At 42.3% G+C, this 16,107-nt stretch carries 11 protein-coding genes; 5 read left to right on the top strand and 6 right to left on the bottom strand.

Annotation, left to right across the window (positions count from 1 at the left end):
• The first annotated feature begins 177 nt into the window (after positions 1-177).
• On the top strand, positions 178-1,602 hold the full coding sequence (locus IM456_RS14430) for a Ni/Fe hydrogenase subunit alpha (protein ID WP_149987143.1): 1,425 nt from the start codon (positions 178-180) through the stop codon (positions 1,600-1,602).
• An 84-nt stretch (positions 1,603-1,686) separates the two neighbouring features.
• Here the strand turns inward: IM456_RS14430 and IM456_RS14425 are convergent, their stop codons facing one another.
• The 3 genes from IM456_RS14425 to IM456_RS14415 all read right to left on the bottom strand — a co-directional run bounded on the left by IM456_RS14425 (position 1,687) and on the right by IM456_RS14415 (position 4,802).
• Positions 1,687-2,259 (bottom strand): Uma2 family endonuclease, encoded by a 573-nt coding sequence (locus IM456_RS14425; protein WP_149987156.1) that lies wholly within the window; start codon positions 2,257-2,259, stop codon positions 1,687-1,689.
• A 20-nt stretch (positions 2,260-2,279) separates the two neighbouring features.
• Positions 2,280-3,446 carry a DNA-methyltransferase gene (locus IM456_RS14420; RefSeq protein WP_287694576.1) on the bottom strand — a complete coding sequence of 389 codons (1,167 nt, stop codon included), beginning with the start codon at positions 3,444-3,446 and terminating at the stop codon, positions 2,280-2,282.
• An 84-nt stretch (positions 3,447-3,530) separates the two neighbouring features.
• Positions 3,531-4,802, bottom strand: a complete 1,272-nt coding sequence (locus tag IM456_RS14415) for a dihydroorotase (RefSeq protein WP_287694579.1) — start codon at positions 4,800-4,802, stop codon at positions 3,531-3,533.
• Positions 4,803-4,991: 189 nt separating this feature from the next.
• Here IM456_RS14415 and IM456_RS14410 point away from each other — a divergent pair, with 189 nt between their 5' ends.
• Both IM456_RS14410 and IM456_RS14405 read left to right on the top strand, forming a co-directional pair.
• Positions 4,992-6,260 carry a DNA methyltransferase gene (locus tag IM456_RS14410; RefSeq protein ID WP_287694582.1) on the top strand — a complete coding sequence of 423 codons (1,269 nt, stop codon included), beginning with the start codon at positions 4,992-4,994 and terminating at the stop codon, positions 6,258-6,260.
• Between the two features lie 435 nt (positions 6,261-6,695).
• Positions 6,696-7,481, top strand: coding sequence for an SWIM zinc finger family protein (locus tag IM456_RS14405; RefSeq protein WP_149987147.1), 786 nt, complete (start codon positions 6,696-6,698; stop codon positions 7,479-7,481).
• 121 nt (positions 7,482-7,602) lie between these two features.
• Here the strand turns inward: IM456_RS14405 and topA are convergent, their stop codons facing one another.
• Positions 7,603-10,215 (bottom strand): type I DNA topoisomerase, encoded by a 2,613-nt coding sequence (gene topA, locus IM456_RS14400; RefSeq protein ID WP_287694586.1) that lies wholly within the window; start codon positions 10,213-10,215, stop codon positions 7,603-7,605.
• A gap of 137 nt (positions 10,216-10,352) precedes the next feature.
• On the bottom strand, positions 10,353-10,553 hold the full coding sequence (locus IM456_RS14395) for a hypothetical protein (RefSeq protein WP_287694590.1): 201 nt from the start codon (positions 10,551-10,553) through the stop codon (positions 10,353-10,355).
• A gap of 499 nt (positions 10,554-11,052) precedes the next feature.
• Here IM456_RS14395 and IM456_RS14390 point away from each other — a divergent pair, with 499 nt between their 5' ends.
• Positions 11,053-11,667, top strand: coding sequence for a DUF938 domain-containing protein (locus IM456_RS14390; RefSeq protein ID WP_149987149.1), 615 nt, complete (start codon positions 11,053-11,055; stop codon positions 11,665-11,667).
• Positions 11,668-11,947: 280 nt separating this feature from the next.
• Here the strand turns inward: IM456_RS14390 and IM456_RS14385 are convergent, their stop codons facing one another.
• On the bottom strand, positions 11,948-13,003 hold the full coding sequence (locus IM456_RS14385; RefSeq protein ID WP_149987150.1) for a Fe(3+) ABC transporter substrate-binding protein: 1,056 nt from the start codon (positions 13,001-13,003) through the stop codon (positions 11,948-11,950).
• Positions 13,004-13,251: 248 nt separating this feature from the next.
• Here IM456_RS14385 and IM456_RS14380 point away from each other — a divergent pair, with 248 nt between their 5' ends.
• On the top strand, positions 13,252-15,867 hold the full coding sequence (locus IM456_RS14380) for a tetratricopeptide repeat protein (protein WP_287694593.1): 2,616 nt from the start codon (positions 13,252-13,254) through the stop codon (positions 15,865-15,867).
• The last annotated feature ends 240 nt before the right edge of the window (positions 15,868-16,107 follow it).

The following is a 16,107-nucleotide window of genomic DNA, read 5'->3' as shown; positions in this document are numbered from 1 at the left end:
AAATTAGCCGCGATTGAGAATCGGGAAAAATTGTTATAAAAATTAGGATTGCTAGGGGGGTAATAACTATCATAGAGACAGCAGGGCGGAGATCGGGATAAATTATCGTTGAAACCAAACTCGATCGCACTCTCCACAATACCACTCTGTGGAACTCCTGAACAATGAGGACTTACTATGACTAAAACCGTCGTTATCGATCCCGTCACCCGGATCGAAGGCCATGCCAAGATCTCGATTTTCCTTGACGATGCGGGGGAAGTGGATGACGTGCGTTTTCATGTGGTCGAGTATCGCGGTTTCGAGAAATTCTGCGAGGGACGGCCGATGTGGGAGATGGCGGGAATTACTGCCCGAATTTGCGGCATTTGCCCCGTTAGTCACCTACTTTGTGCCGCCAAAACTGGTGATAAAATTCTAGCGGTGCAAATCCCCCCCGCGGGTGAAAAACTGCGGCGCTTGATGAATTTGGGACAGTTAACCCAATCCCATGCTTTAAGCTTTTTCCATCTTAGCAGTCCCGATTTTCTGCTTGGTTGGGAAAGTGACGCCGCTAAACGGAATATTTTCGGTTTAATCGCCGCCGATCCCGACCTAGCGCGAGCGGGCATCCGTTTACGTCAATTTGGACAGAAAGTTATTGAACTTTTGGGAGCAAAAAAAATTCACCCCGCTTGGTCTGTCCCGGGAGGTGTGCGTTCTCCCTTAAGCGAAGAAGGGCGACAATGGATTAAAGAACGACTGCCGGAGTCTAAAGCGACTCTTTACACGGCCTTAAACCTGTTTAAAGGACTTCTAGACAATTTAACCACAGAAATCGCCGCTTTTGGTAATTTCCCTTCCCTGTTTATGGGATTGGTCGGTAAACGGGACGAGTGGGAACACTACGGCGGTCATATTCGTTTTACCGATAGTCAAGGCAATATTGTGGCCGATAACCTCAGCGAAGACAATTATCGCGATTATATCGGCGAATCAGTAGAAAAATGGTCTTATTTAAAGTTTCCCTACTATAAACCCCTCGGTTATCCCAACGGTATCTATCGGGTTGGTCCGTTGGCGCGCTTAAATGTTTGTTCCCATTTTGGCACGGAGGGGGCGGATATCGAGTTACGGGAATATCGCCATCGGGTCGGTGGTGTAGCAACCTCTTCTTTTTACTATCATTATGCCCGATTAGTGGAGATTTTAGGCTGTTTAGAGCGTATCGAACTTTTAATCGACGATCCCGATATAGTTTCTCAACGCTGCCGGGCCGAAGCAGGAATTAATAATCTGCAAGGGGTGGGAGTTAGTGAAGCGCCCCGGGGTACTTTATTCCATGATTATAAAGTGGATGAAAATGGTTTGATTGAAACGGTGAATTTGATTATTGCCACGGGTAATAATAATTTAGCCATGAATCAAACGGTGAAACAAATCGCCCAACATTATATCCATGGTGGCGAAATTCCCGAAGCGATGTTAAACCGGGTGGAAGCGGGTATTCGTTGCTATGATCCCTGTTTAAGTTGTTCCACTCACGCTATGGGACAAATGCCGCTACAGCTAGAGTTAGTTAATGCAGCCGGTGAGGTGATCAATACTCGACAACGGGGTTAATTATCTAAGTTGTTGGGGGGTTAGGAAATAGGGGAAATTTATCCTAATACCTGACCCCATTTTACTATTTTTACGGTCAAAATTCTAGCTAAGAATTTCTAGGTTTTGATAAAGAATTTCTATCGGACAAGAAAAGTTAATACAGTTAATAGTGATTAAATCTCCCGCGTGATAAATATGGGGAATCCAGAGGTTATTAGATTGACGTTGATATTGTTCAATTAGGACTTTTTTTTGCTCGATAAGTAGATATTCCTCTAATTCAGGGATAGTTTGATAATCGGCAAATTTATCGCCTCTATCAAAGGCTGCCGTAGAGTCGGATAAAACTTCGATAATCACTCGCGGATGCAGGATAAAATCTTCCTGGGAAACTCGATCTCGTTGGTCACAAGTAATGGCAAAATCGGGATAATAGAAGATATTTAAGCTAGGGAGACGCACTTTCATATCGGTAGCGTAGGCAAGACAACCACTACCCCGTAAATGATTAATTAATTGGGCTGAAAGATTACCTGTGATGATAACATGGGCTTTACTGTCCCCCGCCATCGCCAAGATTTGCCCTTGCATATATTCATGTTTAATGGGACTAATTTTCTCTATTTCCAGATAGTCTTTTGGAGTAAAATAAGCGTGACTTTTACCGGCTGTCATGGTGTTTACCTCGCTCATTGTTAGTTTTCTAACGGACAATTAAGCCAAATAATTGAATCTAAATCAGTCTTACTGCCTTCAGTAATTAGCTTTCGTATTAGTTCAATATAATTAAAATTACTCTCGAATAAAACAAAACGTCTATCTAAAGAAGCGGCCGCTAGTCCCACGGTTCCTGAACCAGCAAAGGGATCTAAAACCACATCGCCTTTAAAAGAGTAATAGGTAATCACTTTTTCTGCCAATTCTACGGGAAAAGCGGCGGGATGTTTTGAGTTAGTGACTGGGTTAATTTTCCAGACATTAGTGCGTTCATAACCATCGGCAATTTTTGAGGCTTTTACTACTTCTTGATCGGGATGATTACGAATATGCCAATCGATGAGTAAATCCGTGTGTTTACGATAGACTAAAACGTATTCAGTCACTGGCACAGTTTTGTATTGGAGAGGATTGCGATCGGCAGCAAATCTGCGCCCTCTACCAGTTGCCCACCCTGCTCCCTCTGGTTTTAGCCAAATAATATCATCAATAAAATCGTAACCTTCCTCAACAAAAATTCGATGCAAATCAAAAGGGACAGCAATACGTTTAGAAGCTTGATTACGGGAAGCACGACGCAACAGCACGGGAGAAATATTAATGACAAAAAAACGCCCTTCACTCAAAACTCGATGGCATTTTCTGATTACCTGTCGCAGCTTCAATAGATAGCTTTCGTATTCTTCAAATTCCGAATATTCTGGGCGAGCATTAAAATAGGGTGGTGAGGTAAAGATTAAATCAACACTTTCTGCTGGCATTTCCTCCAAAAGTTCGCCACAATCACCAAATCCGATCGTATTTCTCAGAGAGGAAAGCTTGTATTCTTTTTTGGTTTTCTTGCGGGTTTCTAATTTAGATTCATCCTGTTTTAACAGACGAGCGATAATAATTTCAGTCCGGGTTGTCCTATCGGCTAAAATTTCGGTGGTGTAGGCATCGATCACCACTTCCCCAACGGTTTTTTTCTGGTCATTACATAGAGGAACTCGCCAAATATGATATCTGTCATCCACTTCTGGTAAACCTAATTTAATCGCATTAACTAAATTTATTTCCCGCAACCAATTAAGGACAATTTCTTTAGCTTCTGCCACCGTGCGAAGTAGATAACCGCGCTTTTCCGATACCAGTTCTTTTTCCATGACATTACTCTAGTTCTCTCTAGAATTCTAGCTGATCATTATCCAAAAAACCAGGAGAGTCTCAAGATAGAAATTGGCCACTCTTTAAAAATTCCACATTTCTAAGACTTTTCCCGTAATTGTTTGATTTAACCAGAAAGTATTGTGACTGAGGGAGTGAAGATTATTTGCTGTTACTTTCCAGCTTGCTTGGGGATGAAAAAGAATTGCTTCTGCGCGATTACCGGGGTTGAGAGATGCCGGTTTTTGTTGTAAACAATGACAGGGATTGAGACTAAGCGCTTGCCATAATTGTAAAGCTGATAATTGTCCGGTTATTACTAATTTTTCCCAGAGTAGCGGTAAAGCTAATTCTAACCCGATCGCGCCGGGGGGTGCTTCTGCAAAAGAGACGGTTTTTTCTTCGTAGGTATAGGGACGATGATCGATCGCGATTGCATCGATAATTCCCTCCTTAATTGCCGCAATTAACGCCTTGCGATCGCTTTCGTTGCCCAAGGGGGGAGCGAGGTGTAAACTGGGATGATAGCTGGCGATCGATCCTGTATTTAAGAGGAGATGCAACCACGTCACACTAGCGGTTATCGGCAATCCCCGCATTTTTGCCTCGCGAATTAATTCCACTCCTCGACGGGTAGAAATTCGCATTAGGTGAACAGGTGTATTAATTTCGCCGACGATTTCTAAAATTGTGGCTAAAGCAGTGGTTTCGGAAATAGCAGGATCTCCGGGTAAACCGAAGCGAATCGAGGTTTCTCCCTCACGCATGACTCCATTACCCTTTAATTGCTGATTTACCGGGGAAAGGGCGATATTTTTACCGAGGGGTTTTAGGTATTCCAATAAGCGCCGCAACAGTCCCAAATCTTCCAGACTGCGATTATCGGTAAAACCCACCGCTACAGGCATTAAATCGGCTAATTCGGTCATTTTTTGCCCTTGTCTTCCTAGGGTGAGACTTGCCCAAAAATGCAGACGAGTCGATTTTGAGTCAAAAAACCCTTGACTTTTTTGCTGTAATGTGCTAATGAGTGCGGGGTGATCGAGGGGGGGGAGAGTATTGGGGAGAATTGCCAACCGGGTGCAGCCTCCGGCCGTGGCCGCTTTGATCAGAGATGCAAGGGTTTCTCTGTCCTCGTGGCCGGGTTCCCCAGAATGACTGTAGAGATCGACTAATCCGGGGGCAAAAATACAGTTTTGACCGGAAATATAGTTACTATTTTCTCTTGGGGGAAGCTGAGATTCGATCGCTTTAATTACCCCCTCCTCAATCCAGACATCGGCAATGCGATCGGTTTGTGTCAGGGGGTCAAGGACTCTAACCTGTTCTATGATCGTCGAGGATTGGCTATTCACGCAGACTAATTAAAACGTCATTTTTTCCTTTGGCAGTATATCACGTTAAGTAAAAAGTAAAAAGTAAAAAGTAAAAAAGTTGAGTTCTCGGTTAGGTTAAGGGACGATAAGTTAGAATATTGATCGACTACGGTTTTAATCTTTATTTTAATTGGCTGGCCTACCCTAGGAAGAATTGATAGCCGAATCATGCAACTAGAACTTTTCGATTCTAATAATTTAGAAGAATTTAATCGGGGAACCCCGCGATTAGTTTCTTTTCGAGATTTAGTGCCAGAAATCACCAGCACCAGTTATCTAACCCATGGCATCTATTATTATCCTGCCAAATTTATTCCCCAAGTGGTGAGATTTTGTCTTGATAGTTACACTAAAAAGGATGATTGGATCATCGATCCTTTTGCTGGTTCGGGTACGGTGGGTTTAGAGGCTAAACTTTGTCAAAGAAATGCTGTTTTAACTGACCTGAATTATCTTTTAAACCATATTATACCGATTAAGATCACAGAACACAAAGAACCATTGAGTTACTCAGAGTTAGATAAAAAAATCTTAGAAGTTTTTGCCAGCAAGGATAAATTTATCCCTCAGTGGTCAAATTTAAACTATTGGTATCCAGAGAAAATTTTAGCAGTTTTGCAGAAACTTTGGGCAGGTCAAAAAAGTCTAGAACCTGATTTGTATTCCCAGATCATTCAAGCGGTTTTAGTGAAAGTTAGTAAACAGTTTTCCTATGCAGAACATACCAAACCTAAATTATTTCAATCGAAATACAAAAAATCAGATATACAGGAACTATTACAAAGAGATTGGCAAGAGGAATTAAAACGAACGATTAAAGAGATGAGTTTTGAAACTTTAACCAGCGTTAATCAATATATTGCCGTCACTTGGCATAATTGTAATCAGGTGCTTTTTTATGGAGGAGTAGATAGTGCCACTTTTGAGATCGATCAAAATCTAGAGTTAGATTGTTTAATTAGTTCACCCCCCTATCTGCAAGCACAAGAATATATCAGAACAGCAAAACTAGATTTATATTGGTTAGGATATACAGAAAAAGAAGTGCAAAAAATCTCTAAGCTAGAAATTCCCTACCGACAGGCTACCAGATTAATCGAAACCGAAACATTAAATCAGGTGAGAGCGAGTTTAGAGAAAGAGAATTTACATAAAATACTCGATTCCTATTTTTGTCACACTATCAATGCTTTAGAAAATGCCACCAGAAAATTAAAACAAGCTGGGAAAGCTTGCATTTTTGTCGGTAATCCAAAAGTGGATGGAGTGGAAGTAGAAACTTGGCGAATATTAAAGGAATATTTTCAGGAAAATGGCTTTATTTTTAATACCGTCTTTGAGGATAGAATTAAAACCAGACAATTATTCAAATCTCGCAAGAATAAAAATCCTGATGGCATGAAATCCGAATATTTACTAATTTTAGAGAAAAGGTAGCTCTAGTTTAATCAAATCGAATACAAAAAATATCAACAATTTACCAAAGATAGCACTGGGCAGCAAGGTTAAAACATCCTTCAACCGGCGGTTTCTTCAGGACTTGTTTTGATAAAAAATACCGATTTCTGGGTTAACATACTGAATGATTAAATCTCAGAAGCTCTCCTCTATTTCTCCCAAGTTATTAAATTTCTTAATTTGGGTTCGCTCCTAGAGACACGCTCCCAACTATCGGGATAACTCTTGAATTCTTTTTTCATTTTCTGATAACATTGGCTTGTTCCTGCCATGGAGATAGATTCTGAATCGTAAGTTATAACTATAATAATCTCATTTCTCTTTTTGATCAAGTTCAAGGTAAGATGAAGGTAACTGAAAATATTATATCTTATTGTTGGTAACGAAGCTGATAAGCCGTAGGGTGAATAAAAAATGACAGAACAAGCTTGGTGGGTACAAAAATGGCTAGAACTACTCGATTCCTATCGCTTTAAAAAACGCTTGGAACGAGCTAGACTGTACGCTAGAGAGGGCAATGTTTTAAGTATTGACTTTGAAGACTCGCAAGTTATTGCTAGAGTACAAGGCAGTGAATCCGAACCTTATCTAGTGGATTTATCCCTAGTCGCTTTTAGTGATGAAGAATGGGACTATATTATTAAGCTTCTCTCCAAAAAGGCCATTTATTCCGCTCAATTGCTCACGGGACAAATGCCCGATAATATCGAGCGTGTTTTTATCGATAGTGGGGTGAATTTATTCCCCTTTTCCCTAGCGGATATTCGCTCTCGTTGTACCTGTCCCGATCAAGCCAACCCCTGCAAACATATAGGAGCAGTATACTATCAATTGGGTGATCGTTTTATTGTCGATCCCTTCCTGCTTTTGCAACTGCGCGGCCGAACCAAAAGCCAAATTCTGGAAGCTTTACGAGAAAAACGCTCCTATTCCTCTGATAATCAACCTTTAGCAGTCAGTGAACCCCCCAAAGTAGTTGAAAAAACTGCCCCCGACAGCACTATCGATCGCTTTTGGCAGTACGATGAGGAGCTAGATCCCTCCCTAGTTGTGATTACGCCGGGGAATGAAAATCAAACCATTCTCGACATTTTAGGCAATTTTCCCCTCGCTGCCCCCGAATCGGATGCCATAGAACAATTTTTAAAACCAATTTACCGACAAATTCCCCAAGAAGCGATGGCGATTGCTTTACAGTAGGGAATTTGGGGTATATGAGCAGCTCGTTCAAAGTGGTGCAAAAGACAAAAAAGCCAAACAGATTTGTCCTCGCGTCAGGGCGAGGAATTAACCGTTGAGAAAATCGCCCCGCCAGTAACCGCTAAACCGTCTTACTTTTGCTGGTTTTACTGCCTGGGGAAGTAGTTTTTTTGGTGGTGGTTTTCTTGGCAGTGGTTGTCTTGGCCGCTAGGGCCGATAAAGCTTGTTCTAGGGTGAGCGTTTCGGCGGTTTCTCCCTCGGGAATCTTGGCGTTGGTCTTACCGTGCTTGATATAAACTCCGTAGGGACCTTCGTACAATCCCACGGATTCCCCATCGTCGGGATGTTTACCCAATTCTTTTAAGGGTGGTTTGGTGGAACCGCGGGCGCTGCGAGTTTTTTTCGGTTCGGCTAATAAGGCCAAAGCTCGATCGAGGGTTATGGTTAAGATATCATCGCCGGCTTTCAGGGAACGATATTCTTTTTCCTTACCCTCTTCCTGAACTACATAGGGGCCAAAACGACCTAAGCTGGCTTTAATTTTGCCTCCGGTGAGGGGATGGGTTCCCAGTAGTCGCGGCAGTGCCAATAAACCCACTGCTTGCGGGAGGGTGACATCCTCTGGTTTGACTCCTTTGGGTAGGGAGGCGCGTTTCGGTTTGGGGTTGTCATCGCTGACATCTCCTAACTGAACGTAGGGGCCGTAACTACCCACCAGCAGATAAATTGGCTCTCCGCTGTCGGGATGAAGACCTAATTTATCGGGACCCTCGGTTTTTTGTCGCAGCAGGGTTTCTACCTGTTCGGGGTTGAGGTCGGCGGGGGTTAAATCGGCGGGGATGGAAGCGGTGAGGATTTGATCGCCTCGAGAGACTTCCAGATAGGGACCGTATTTGCCGATCTTGATAGTTGCCTGTAAATCCTCTAAAATCACCGATTTGGCGGTGCTAGAGTTAATTTGACTCTCGCGCTCTTTTACTTGGCTTTCTAGCCCCTTTTCCCCCCGATAGAAGCGATCGAGATAGGGCAACCATTGGGCGGAACCGGTGGCGATATCGTCGAGGGTTTCCTCCATTTTCGAGGTAAATTTGGGATCTACCAGGTCGGGGAAATGATTTTCTAACAAACTAACCACGGCAAAAGCGGTGAAGGTGGGAATCAAGGTTTTATTCCGCATTTGGGCATAACCGCGATCGATAATTGTGCCGAGAATGGTGGCGTAGGTGCTGGGTCGCCCGATTCCTTCACTTTCGAGGGTTTTTACGAGTGAGGCTTCGCTATAACGGGCGGGGGGTTGGGTATCGTGGCTAATGGCTTCTAGTTGGCGACAATTGGGGGTGTCACCGACGTTGAGGGCGGGTAAGATTATTTCTTGGTCGTCGATGGCGGCTTCGGGATCGTCGGAACCTTCCACATAGGCGCGGAAAAAGCCGGGGAAGTCGATTCTTTTGCCAGAGGAGCGAAATCCGGCATTTTCTACCTGAATATTGACGGCGATCTGGGTAATGCGGGCATCGGCCATCTGTGAGGCGACGGTACGTTTCCAGATCAAATCATAGAGGGCGAATTCTAGTCCGCTCAGGCCGGTTTCCCGGGGCAGGCGAAAGCTACTACCGGCGGGCCGGATGGCTTCGTGGGCCTCCTGTGCGCCTTTGCTTTTGGTGGTGTACTGCCGGGGTTGGGGACTGAGGTAATTTTTTCCGTACATTTGTTCTACACAATTGCGGGCGGCGGTGATGGCCTGATCGGAAAGATGGACGGAATCGGTCCGCATATAGGTGATGTAGCCCTGTTCGTAGAGATTTTGGGCGATTCGCATGGTGTCGCGGGCGGATATGCCCAGTTTCCGGTTAGCCTCTTGCTGTAGGGTGGAGGTGGTGAAGGGGGGGGAAGGTTTGCGAGTGGTGGGTTTTTCTTCGGTGTGGCTAACGCGCCAGATTTTGTCTTGGATGCGTTCTTTTAAGGCGGCGGCGGTGGCTTGATCCAAAAGTGTCACCTGGCGACCGGGGAGCAGTCTGCCGGTGTCGGCATCGAAATCGCTCCCATTTGCTACTTTTTGACCGTTTAAGGTGACTAATTTCGACTCGAATTGATTTTTGTCTTTTTCGAGGGTGGCTTTCAGGTCCCAATAATTGGCGGTTTTAAAGGCCCGTCGTTCTCGTTCGCGCTGCACGAGCAGACGTACCGCCACGGATTGCACGCGGCCGGCGGATAACCCTTTGGAGATTTTTTTCCAGAGTAGGGGGGAGAGGGTATAACCGTAGAGGCGATCGAGTATGCGGCGGGTTTCTTGGGCGTGAACTAAATTTTCGTCGATGGAGCGACAATTTTTGAGGGCGGCTTGGATTGCTTCTTTGGTGATTTCGTGAAATACCATCCTTTTGGTGGGTATTTTCGGGTTGAGTACCTGCAAGAGATGCCAACTGATGCTTTCGCCTTCCCGATCTTCGTCGGTGGCGAGGATCAGTTCGCTGGCTCCTTTGAGGGCTTCTTTTAATTCTTTGACGACTTTACTTTTGGTTTTGGGGACGACGTAGAGGGGGTCGAAATCGTTCTCCACATCCACGCCTAAGTTGGCCCAGGATTTGTCTTTGTGGGCGGGGGGAATTTCTTCGGCAGAGGCGGGCAGATCGCGGATGTGGCCCATGGAGGCTTGGACTCGATAGCCGCTAGGCAGATAATTACTGATCGTCCGAGCTTTGGTGGGGGATTCGACAATAACCAGGGTTGACATAGGAATTGATCACGAGGGCATGGCCACAGCGACTGTTTTAGTTAGACTGACCATCTTTGTTTGATGATGGACAAAAGTTACTATTTATCTTGACCGGCTTGATTCGGGTCAAAAGCCACTTACTACGATAATAGAGATTAAAGCTGGTCTTTTGTCACTAACTTCTTAATAAAACTTAATATTTTTCTGAAGCAGGGAGATGGGAGCAGGGAGAAGGGAGAAGGGAGAAAAAAGCTGACTCGGAGAATACTGACTCCTAACCCAATGTTCGCCAAAGATAAGCAAAATTTATTGATTGATGCCAAAAACTTGAGAATATTTAAATTAACATTCCGCAATATTTATAAATTCTTAAAAATTAATTGAGAAAGATTTTTATTTAACAACGATGTTACAATGGTTACAGCGATTTTACTGAATTTCATAATGGGGTATTCTGTGCTTTTTTAGGCAGCAATGGTTGAAACCCTCACCAAACCTAGAAGGTTATCCTAATTAGGACGGGTAAATTAGTCAATTTCACCAACAACGATGATCTTTTTTGTGTGTAGTTTTATTGCAAAAAAAAAGTTTTTTTGACAAAAAGCACAAAGTATGATATTAAACCAACGTATTTCTGGCTGCCAGTAGTTATTGCAGAGTAGGATGGGGAGAAGGGAGAATAAATAAAAATAATCCTCCTGACTGGAAAGAGGGTGTAGGGTGTGGGGTGTGGGGTGTAGGGAAGGAAACCTCTTTCATCTGTGGTGGTGAAAATTTTTTCATCAGGACTGACGCCTGACGCCTGACGACCGACTCCTAACCCCACCAACCAACTTTTTGCCGCAAACCCTAGTTATGTCTGATTTACGTCAATATGCTCCGGCAACAGAACGCAATCGTCAGCCGATTTTAGAAGTTCTCAGCCAATTTTTACCGAAGACTGGGAATATCCTAGAAATATCTAGCGGCACGGGTGAACACGCTGTTTTTTTTGCTCCTCGTCTTGCTCCTTGTCGTTGGATTCCCTCGGATTGTAACCCTCTGGCTCTAGATAGTATTCGCAGTTGGTGCGATTATTGTCCTAGTTCTAATCTCGATCGCCCCCTATTTATCGATGTTCATCAGTCAGTTTGGGCGGTAGAGACGGAAAATATCGTCATTAATGCGATTGTTAATATTAATATGATTCATATCGCTCCTTGGTCTGCTTGTTTAGCTTTAATGGCAGCAGCGAGTCGCATTCTCGGTTCGGGGGGAATTCTCTATCTTTATGGTCCCTATAAACGACAAGGAAAACATACTTCTCCTAGTAACGAAAGCTTTGATTTTTCTCTCCGTTCTCAAAACTCTGCTTGGGGAGTTAGGAATTTAGAAGATGTGGTGCAAGCAGCGAGCGATCGAGGTTTACAATTGTTAGAAGTAATTCCTATGCCAGCTAATAATCTCTCGGTTTTATTTCAATTGCCTTAACATAGCAATTATCAGTAATCAGTAATCAGCTTCTAAAGGCAATAGGCAATAGGCAAAAGAAAGAATCTGGCAATTCTCCTACCTAAAAAGAAGTTTATAAACTAAGTACATCAAAGCTTTTAGCTTAACCAATTAAGTAGGGAGGCACAATTATTTGTAGAATGGGTTAGCGGTAGCGTAACATGAGCGTGCGTTGGGTTTCATGCTTCAACCCAACCTACGTTCTCTCGGTTTTATTTCAATTGCCTTAACTGATAACTGATAACTGATAACTGATAACTTATTTCCAACCAGCGCGATTCATTACCTGTACCGCTTTGGCTAAATTAGGACCATAATTAGCCACGCTAACTGTATCTTCTTTCCCGCGTCCGAGTTTTGCTAGGAAAGGGTCTAAAGCAACCCCTGGAACGACGGGATATTCTCGATTACCCTTAGCAAAAAAGTTCTGTGCTTCATTGCTAGAAAGATATTCTAAAAATTTAATGGCCGATTCTCGATTGGGGGCAGTTTTAATTAAACCACCACCGCTAATATTAACGTGAGCGCCGCGGCCTGCTTGGTCGGGGAAAATTACGCCTACTTGGTCATAAATTGCCCGTTTAGCGGGGTCTTTTTCTTCGGCATACCCCGCTAAGTAATAGGTGTTAGCTAGGGCTAAATCGGCAATTCCTGCGGCTACAGCTTCGATTTGTGCCTTATCATTACCCTGGGGTGGACGGGCAAAATTAGCCACTAATCCCCGACACCATTTTTCTGCGGCCGCTTCCCCTTGTATGTCGATTAACCAAGCGGTAAAAGATTGACTATAGATGTTACTGGATGACCGGGTGACGACTTTTCCTTTCCATTTGGGATTGGTTAAATCTGCATAGGAATCGATTTCTCTGGGGTTAACTCTGTCTTTGTTGTACATAATTACCCGCAAGCGTTTACTAAACCCGAACCAGTGACCTTTGGGGTGACGCAAATTAGCGGGAATTCTTTGGGTAAGAATGCGGGAATTGACCGGGGCAAAAATTCCCTGTTGGTCGGCCCGCCATAATCTCCCGGCATCTACCGTCAGGAGTATATCAGCAGGACTATTGCTGCCTTCGCTTTTAATCCGTTCGATTAATGGGTCCGCTTCCCCTTCCACGAGGTTAATTTTTATTCCCGTTTGTCGGGTGAAGTTGTCATACAATCGTCGGTCGGTGTTGTAGTGACGGGAGGAATAGAGGTTTAATTGTTTAGTTTGGGCGGAAACTTCGTTTATTTTCCCTAATTGACCCACTGCTAACGCTAAGGTGGCTGTTCCCGCGCCTAGAAAGACTCTCCGAGTTATTTTATCGTTCATTGCTCGATTCTTGGTAAAGTTGTCTTTTCCTATTGTACAGCTATTGAGAATAATTCTTATCTGCGGGAAAAATTATTTGTCGGACTAGGGCGGTAAATGGGGGAAAATACTGGTAAAATCAGGTTTTTTTGTTTTGATGGGGCTAATAAATCCTCGAATCTATCGCTAGTTAAGTTCAATAAGCCCAAAATGTTACCCTAAGCTCGATCGAGGGTATTGTGGAATGAGAGCAACGAGAGTGAAAGATAATGATCAACAGTGATCACCAACAAGCGATCGAGCTAATGTTAGCATCGGAAGACTATAATCAGTTATTGTTATTTTGTCAGCAAGTGCTGGCGGTTCATCCGGAAGTGACTGATTATTATCCCTATCTGGGATTAGCTTATCTGCTGCTAGAGCAGCAAGCAACAGCGCAAGAAATTTGGTTATTTTGGCTATTACAATCAGAGTCTAGTCAAGATTTAATTATGCTCCTCAAAAAAGAGATAATTAGAAATCTTGATTGCTGGCAGTTTGGCCAAGCTAAATTAATCTATCTTCAGTGGCTAGAATTAGAGGAAATAGAAGGGGATGAAGAGATAGAAAATTATGCCCTGACTGCGATAAACTCCTGTCTTCAAGAGGTGCAAGAGGCAATTAATCGGCGAGAATATACTTTAGCTGAGGACTTTTACTTAAGAATTTTATCTTGGCGTGAACAATTAGCTTACATCTGGCACGATTTAGGATACTTATACTATATAATTAACCGACTAACAGAATCTTTTAACTGTTTAGCACGAGCCATAGAATTAGAGGAAAATCAAGCCTTATATCATTATACTATGGCCATGGTGCTAGAAAAACAATCACGTTTAGATACAGCTTTATCAGCTTATCAAAAAGCGATTGATCTCAATGCTAATTTTGTCGATGCTTATAATAAACTGGGCAATTTATTTTATCGATTAGGGCAGCTAGAGTCAGCCGAAAAATTCTATCAGCAGGGAATTAATAACCAGGCTGATTTTTATCCTTTCTATATCAATTTAGGCAATGTCTATTTAGTTAAACAAGCTTGGACAGAGGCAAAAAATGCTTATAAAACTGCCCAACAACTGGCAGGAGATAGACGAGAAATTAGTCAAAATCTCTCCCTTTGGGAAATCCTGCAAGCTGACCAAAAAAGAGCGGATATTTATTCAGGTGATTATTTTTATCAAAGAAAAATCTATCAATTAGCATTAAACTATTATCAAAAATTATTAGCAATTAAAATAGAGGACAGCAATTTTTATTTAAATTGCGCCCATTGCCATCTCATTCTCAAAGGAGAAAAACAAGCTTTAGAAGTGTATAAAAAAGGAATTGCCTATCATCCAGAAAATATTGATTTACATTTGCGCCTAATTTGGTTACTACAAAATAATTATCCGATCAAGGTGGCAATTCAAGCAACTAAATCAGCTTTAGAGTATCTTCCCGATCACCCATCCTTGAAGTTAGAATTAATGCGGTTAATGCCGATAGTTTACAAAACTCAAGCAGATATTATGCTATATCGATCAAACTACGAGAAACGGTTAGATAATATCTTGGAAAATCTTGATTTAACCACTACTAATCAACAGCAGGATGCTTGGAAAAGTATTGGATTAAGAACTAATTTTTATCTTCAATATCAAGCTAAAAATGATTTAGAAATACAAAAAAAATATGAAGAATTGGTTTATAAAATTGCCTCGGTTAACTTTCCTAATTGGGTGAAAAACCTAACCATGCCTACGGGAAAAATTCGCCTTGGCTATATTTCTGCTCACTTGCGTCATCACAAGGTAGCGAAACTCTTTCAAGGATGGTTGCAGTGGCGAAATCGAGAGCAATTTGAAATTTATTGTTATGGAATAGATATTAATAACACCTTCGATAATTTTACGAGAGAATATCAACAGCAAAGTGATTATTTTTATCAGTTTGATAATCTAGTCTATAGGGAAAAAATTGCTAAACATATTTTAGATAATCAGTTACATATTCTGGTTTATTTAGATATTGGTATGGATGCTGGTACTACCCAACTAGCAGGATTGCGTTTAGCTCCAGTACAATGTGTAACTTGGGGACATCCAATCACCTCAGGATTACCAACCATTGATTATTTTATCTCCAGTGAATTAATGGAACCCGTGGAGGGAGATAATCACTACAGTGAAAAATTAATTCGCTTATCTAATTTAGGTATTGCCTATCCCAAACCTTCCCTTCCTCCCCAGAGAAAAACTCGTTTAGAGATGGGATTAGCCGAGGATAAAATCATCTACTTAAACTGTCAAAGTTTATTTAAATATCTGCCAGAAAATGACGATATTTTTCCTAGAATTGCTCGACAAGTTCCCAACAGCCAATTTATTTTTATCTGCCATCGTAGCGAATTTGTGACCCATTGCTTTCAGTCGAGATTAAGTCAAGCTTTTAATAGGTATGGACTCAATTGGCAAGATTACGGGGTAATGATGCCACAATTAGAACAAAATGATTATTTTCAGCTTAACTTATTAGCAGACATCTATTTAGATAACTTAAGTTGGTCGGGAGGAAATACCACCCTCGAAGCAATTGCCTGTCAGCTTCCAGTTGTTACCTGTCCTGGGGAATTTATGCGCGGACGACATTCCTATGCTATCTTGAAAAAATTAGGCATAACCGAGACAATTGCTACGGATAAAAATCACTATATTGAAATTGCTATCCGTTTAGGTTTAGATAATCAAAGGCGACAAACAATCAAAGATTATACTAAAGTGAATATCGATACAGTATTTAACGATCGAACCTCTGTAGAAAGTCTAGAAAGATTTTATCAATCTGTAGTAAGTAAGTAAGTGGTTATAATTAAATTGAAGATAGATTTTGTCTTTGATCCCCCCTGCCCCCTTAATAAGGGGGGTGCCGATAGGCGGGGGGAGCCCCCCTTGATAAGGCTGTCCATTAGTCACATCTTTCTTAACATTTGAAACCTTTGTAGCACAAGGCTTTCAAGACTCGGTTAACAATCTGTAATATTCCTTGTTGACACCCTTACTGACAAAGAAAAAACTGAAATCAAGTCAGGATAAGGGTTG

This window comes from Microcystis sp. M079S1 (assembly GCF_020246425.1).
In the GTDB taxonomy this organism is placed as follows: domain Bacteria; phylum Cyanobacteriota; class Cyanobacteriia; order Cyanobacteriales; family Microcystaceae; genus Microcystis; species Microcystis aeruginosa.
Note: the sequence above shows the minus strand (reverse complement) of the source record. Positions and strands in the feature narration are given on the sequence as shown.